General features: G+C 60.5%; 3 protein-coding genes and 1 pseudogene. 3 read left to right on the top strand and 1 reads right to left on the bottom strand.

What is annotated here, in order from left to right; genetic code table 11:
- Positions 1-184 precede the first annotated feature (184 nt).
- A complete protein-coding gene (locus tag OQK_RS13395; protein WP_016772856.1) occupies positions 185-1,159 on the top strand; it encodes a serine/threonine protein kinase in 975 nt (324 codons plus the stop codon).
- 160 nt (positions 1,160-1,319) lie between these two features.
- Positions 1,320-2,207, top strand: coding sequence for an EamA family transporter RarD (gene rarD, locus OQK_RS13390; protein ID WP_016772855.1), 888 nt, complete (start codon positions 1,320-1,322; stop codon positions 2,205-2,207).
- Positions 2,208-2,429: 222 nt separating this feature from the next.
- Here rarD and OQK_RS13385 read toward each other — a convergent pair whose 3' ends face one another.
- Entirely contained in the window at positions 2,430-2,948 is a 519-nt protein-coding gene (locus OQK_RS13385; RefSeq protein ID WP_016772854.1) for a glycine cleavage system protein R, read from the bottom strand.
- A gap of 623 nt (positions 2,949-3,571) precedes the next feature.
- On the opposite strand from OQK_RS13385, the pseudogene OQK_RS13380 reads away from it, so the two are divergent.
- Positions 3,572-4,460, top strand: a pseudogene (locus tag OQK_RS13380) (malate synthase G); the annotation flags it as partial.

Genomic DNA, 4,460 nt, shown 5'->3' with positions numbered 1-4,460 from the left:
TGGGATCGTCGGCGCCTGATAATCCCTCATCGCTGGCAAGCCAGCTCCCACAGGTTTTGCGCAAGATCTGTGGGAGCTGGCTTGCCAGCGATGGCATCAGCAAGGACACCAACCACCTCCCCCGCTGCCATCTGCGCTACCATGCCGAGCCGGACGCAGCAGCCTGCTGCGCGCAGGAGTCAGCATGGCCCACCCGTTTGAAACCCTCACCCCCGATCTCGTCCTGGATGCCGTTGAAAGCATCGGTTTCCTCAGCGACGCGCGCATCCTGGCGCTCAACAGCTACGAAAACCGTGTGTATCAGGTCGGTATCGAAGACTCCGAGCCGCTGATTGCCAAGTTCTATCGTCCGCAGCGCTGGACCAACGAGGCCATTCTCGAAGAGCACCAGTTCACCTTCGAACTGGCCGACATCGACATCCCGGTGGTAGCGCCGCTGATCCACAACGGCGAAACCCTGCATGAGCACGCCGGCTTCCGCTTCACCCTGTTCCCGCGTCGTGGTGGTCGGGCGCCGGAGCCGGGCAATCTTGATCAACTGTATCGCCTCGGCCAGTTGCTCGGGCGCATGCATGCGGTGGGCGGCACCAAGCCGTTCGAGCACCGCGAAGCCCTCGCCGTGCAGAACTTCGGCCATGCCTCGCTGAACACCCTGCTCGAAGGCAATTTCATTCCCAAGAGCCTGCTGCCGGCTTACGAGTCGGTTGCCCGCGACCTACTCAAACGCGTCGAAGATGTCTACGCCGCCACGCCGCACCAGAACATCCGCATGCACGGCGACTGCCACCCCGGCAACATGATGTGCCGCGACGAGATGTTCCACATCGTCGACCTCGACGACTGCCGCATGGGCCCGGCGGTACAGGACATCTGGATGATGCTCGCCGGCGATCGCCAGGAGTGTCTGGGGCAGTTGTCGGAATTGATGGACGGCTACAACGAATTCCATGATTTCGACCCGCGCGAACTGGCGCTGATCGAACCGTTGCGCGCCTTGCGCCTGATGCACTACAGCGCCTGGCTGGCGCGACGCTGGGACGACCCGGCATTCCCGCACAGCTTTCCGTGGTTTGGCACGGAGCGGTATTGGGGCGACCAGGTGCTGGCGTTGCGTGAGCAACTGTCCGCGCTTAACGAAGAACCTTTGAAGTTGTTCTGAATTAAAGATCAAAAGATCGCAGCCTTCGGCAGCTCCTACATGGATCGCATTCCCCTGTAGGAGCTGCCGAAGGCTGCGATCTTTTTGCTTTCTGACACGACACATCTATACAACCTCCTTACAATCCCTCCTTTGTCAGCTGCCTGAGCAAGGATTCTGCATGCAAGCCGCCAACCCGCGTCGCGGGTACATTCTGGGCCTGAGCGCCTACATCATCTGGGGCCTTTTCCCGATCTATTTCAAAGCTATCGCCGAAGTCCCGGCCGTCGAAATCATCATTCATCGGGTGCTGTGGTCGGCGTTGTTCGGTGCGTTGCTGCTGATGGTGTGGAAACACCCGGGCTGGCTGCGCGAGCTGCTCGACAATCCCAAGCGCCTGGCGATTCTGGCTCTGAGCGGCACGCTGATCGCGGCCAACTGGCTGACCTACGTGTGGTCGGTGAACAACGGCCGCATGCTCGAGGCGAGTCTGGGTTACTACATCAATCCGCTGGTCAACGTGCTGTTGGGCATGGTGCTGCTCGGCGAACGGCTGCGGCGCATGCAGTGGGTCGCGGTCGGTCTCGCTGCCATCGGCGTGGCGCAGCAGGTGTGGCAGGTCGGCAGCTTGCCGTGGGTGTCGCTGGCGCTGGCCCTGACTTTCGGCTTCTACGGTCTGATCCGCAAGCAGGCGCCGGTCAAGGCGCTGCCGGGGCTGGTGGTGGAAACCTGGATGCTGGTGCCGATCGCGATTGCGTGGTTGCTGTTCAATCAGACTGCGACGAGTGTGCAGCCAGCCTTCTGGACCACCTCCGAAGCCTGGTGGCTGGTGGCCGCCGGGCCGGTGACGCTGGTGCCGCTGGTGTGTTTCAACGCCGCCACCCGCCACTTGCCCTACACCACCATCGGCTTCCTGCAATACATCGCGCCGACGCTGGTGTTGCTGCAAGCCGTGCTGCTGTTTGGCGAGCATTTGTCGTCCAGCACGCTGGTTGCGTTCATGTTTATCTGGGCCGGCCTGGCGGTCTATAGCGTTGATGCGTGGATAAGTTTGCGCCGGCGCGCCTGATCAAAAAACGCACAAACCTCTGCAGGCCACGGTTCTCGTGGCCTGCATCGTTCCTTCCCAAGCTTATCCACAGCGTGATCCCCGCCGTTTGTGCGCAAGTCACTGAATGCTGGCGGTTTTTTGATCAACCTGCGCAAAGCCACGGCCGGCGTGGCGTGGCGGTCTGTCTCTACAGGTTATCCACAGGCAGGTGCACGTTAAACCTGAATAACCCTGTCTGCGCTAAACCTCTGTGCGTAACACCAGTTCGACCATCAGATCATCGGCCAGGGTTTCCAGGCGCGCCTGCAGAACGTCGAGCGACAAGGTGAGTGGCACCGCCAGAATCGCCTCGGCGTGAAACAGCGGCTCGCTGCTCATCGGCGCCGGGCGCACCTCAGTTACCAGTCGCTCCAGGTTCACACCCTGCTCGCTCAACAGCCGAGTGATATCGCGGACGATACCCGGTCGGTCATTGCCGACCAGTTCCATAGCGATCGGTTTCCACGTGCAGGACTGCTCCACTCCGCTTTCGGCAATCAGTACCCGAATGCCATGGGCCGACAGCGCTTGCAGGGCATCGACCAGTTCGTCGTAAGCCTCCGCCGGCACACCCACGCGCAGAATCCCGGCGAACTGCCCGGCCATGCGTGACATGCGGCTTTCCAGCCAGTTGCCGCCGTGCTCGGCAATGCATTGGGCGATGCGCTCGACCTGCCCGGGCTTGTCCGGGGCGAAAACGGTGAGTACGAGATGGTCCATGGCGCAGCCCTCTTGTCATGTCTTTTGTTATCGAAGGGCAAGTATAGGCAAGCGGATTGATTCAGCCTGACCCAGTGCTGGCAGATGATGACCTGTGGCGAGGGGATTCATCCTCGTCCGGCTGCGCAGCAGTCGTGAGTCCTGCCAATCGGGTCTGCCAGCCGGACCGCAGGGGGCGGCTTCGCCACCCAACGGGGATAAATCCCCTCGCCACAAATGGTTACACCCGAATTGCTCCTTAGCAGGCCCACAGTAATTATGTGTACAACTTTCGATATTTAGCTGGAACAATCCAATGCTTTTTTGAGAACATCCCGTTCCGCGACGTGACCGCAATGCGTCATGAGGTCGCAGAACGACGTAATTAGTCTGATTTTCACAAGCGCAACTCATCATGTAGTATGCCGCAGCGCGCACTACATAACGCTGGATCGATGTCTGCCCAAGGCCCTTCGCAACCCTGAAAGCCCCGTCAGCAAGGCCTCCAAGCCGTTGATTGGTCCTAGCCCAGCCGCCAGCAATGGCATGTACTGGTCCGCAGGTTTGTGGTTTAAATGGCCGGAAGCTTCATTGTTAAATTGACGAGCTGAAAAGCGAAATAGCTGAGCAGAGTGAGGCAAGCAATGACTGAACACGTTCAAGTCGGTGGCCTGCAGGTCGCCAAAGTCCTGTTCGACTTCGTGAACAACGAAGCCATTCCCGGTACCGGCCTCACCGCCGAACAATTCTGGGAAGGTGCCGACAAGGTCATTCACGACCTGGCGCCGAAGAACAAAGCCCTACTCGCCAAACGCGATGATTTCCAGGCGCGCATCGATGCCTGGCATCAGCAGCATGCCGGCCAGGCGCACGATGCCGTGGCCTACAAAGCTTTCCTGCAAGAGATCGGTTATCTGCTACCAGAAGCGGCTGATTTCCAGGCGACGACGCAAAACGTCGACGATGAAATCGCCCGCACCGCCGGCCCGCAACTGGTCGTGCCGGTGATGAATGCGCGCTTCGCGCTCAACGCCTCGAACGCCCGCTGGGGCTCGCTGTACGACGCCCTCTACGGCACCGACGCGATCAGCGAAGACGGCGGCGCGGAAAAAGGCAAAGGCTACAACAAAGTGCGTGGCGACAAAGTCATCGCTTTCGCCCGTGCTTTCCTCGACGAAGCCGCACCACTGGCCGCTGGCTCCCACGTCGATTCGACCGGCTACAAAATCGCTGACGGCAAACTGGTCGTCACTCTGAAGGGCGGCAGCAACAGCGGCCTGCGCGATGACGCTCAGTTGATCGGTTTCCAGGGCGACGCCAACGCGCCGATCGCGGTGCTGCTCAAGCACAACGGCCTGCACTTCGAAATCCAGATCGACGCCAGCACCCCGGTCGGCCAGACCGACGCCGCCGGCGTCAAAGACATCCTCATGGAAGCGGCGCTGACCACGATCATGGACTGCGAAGACTCCGTGGCCGCCGTTGATGCCGACGACAAAGTGGTGATCTACCGCAACTGGCTCGGCCTGATGA

Origin of the sequence: Pseudomonas sp. R62 (genome assembly GCF_000257605.1) — a bacterium.
GTDB classification, from domain to species: Bacteria; Pseudomonadota; Gammaproteobacteria; order Pseudomonadales; family Pseudomonadaceae; genus Aquipseudomonas; species Aquipseudomonas atacamensis.
The sequence above is the reverse complement of the archived record's forward strand: the minus strand, read 5'-3'. Positions and strand labels throughout refer to the sequence as shown.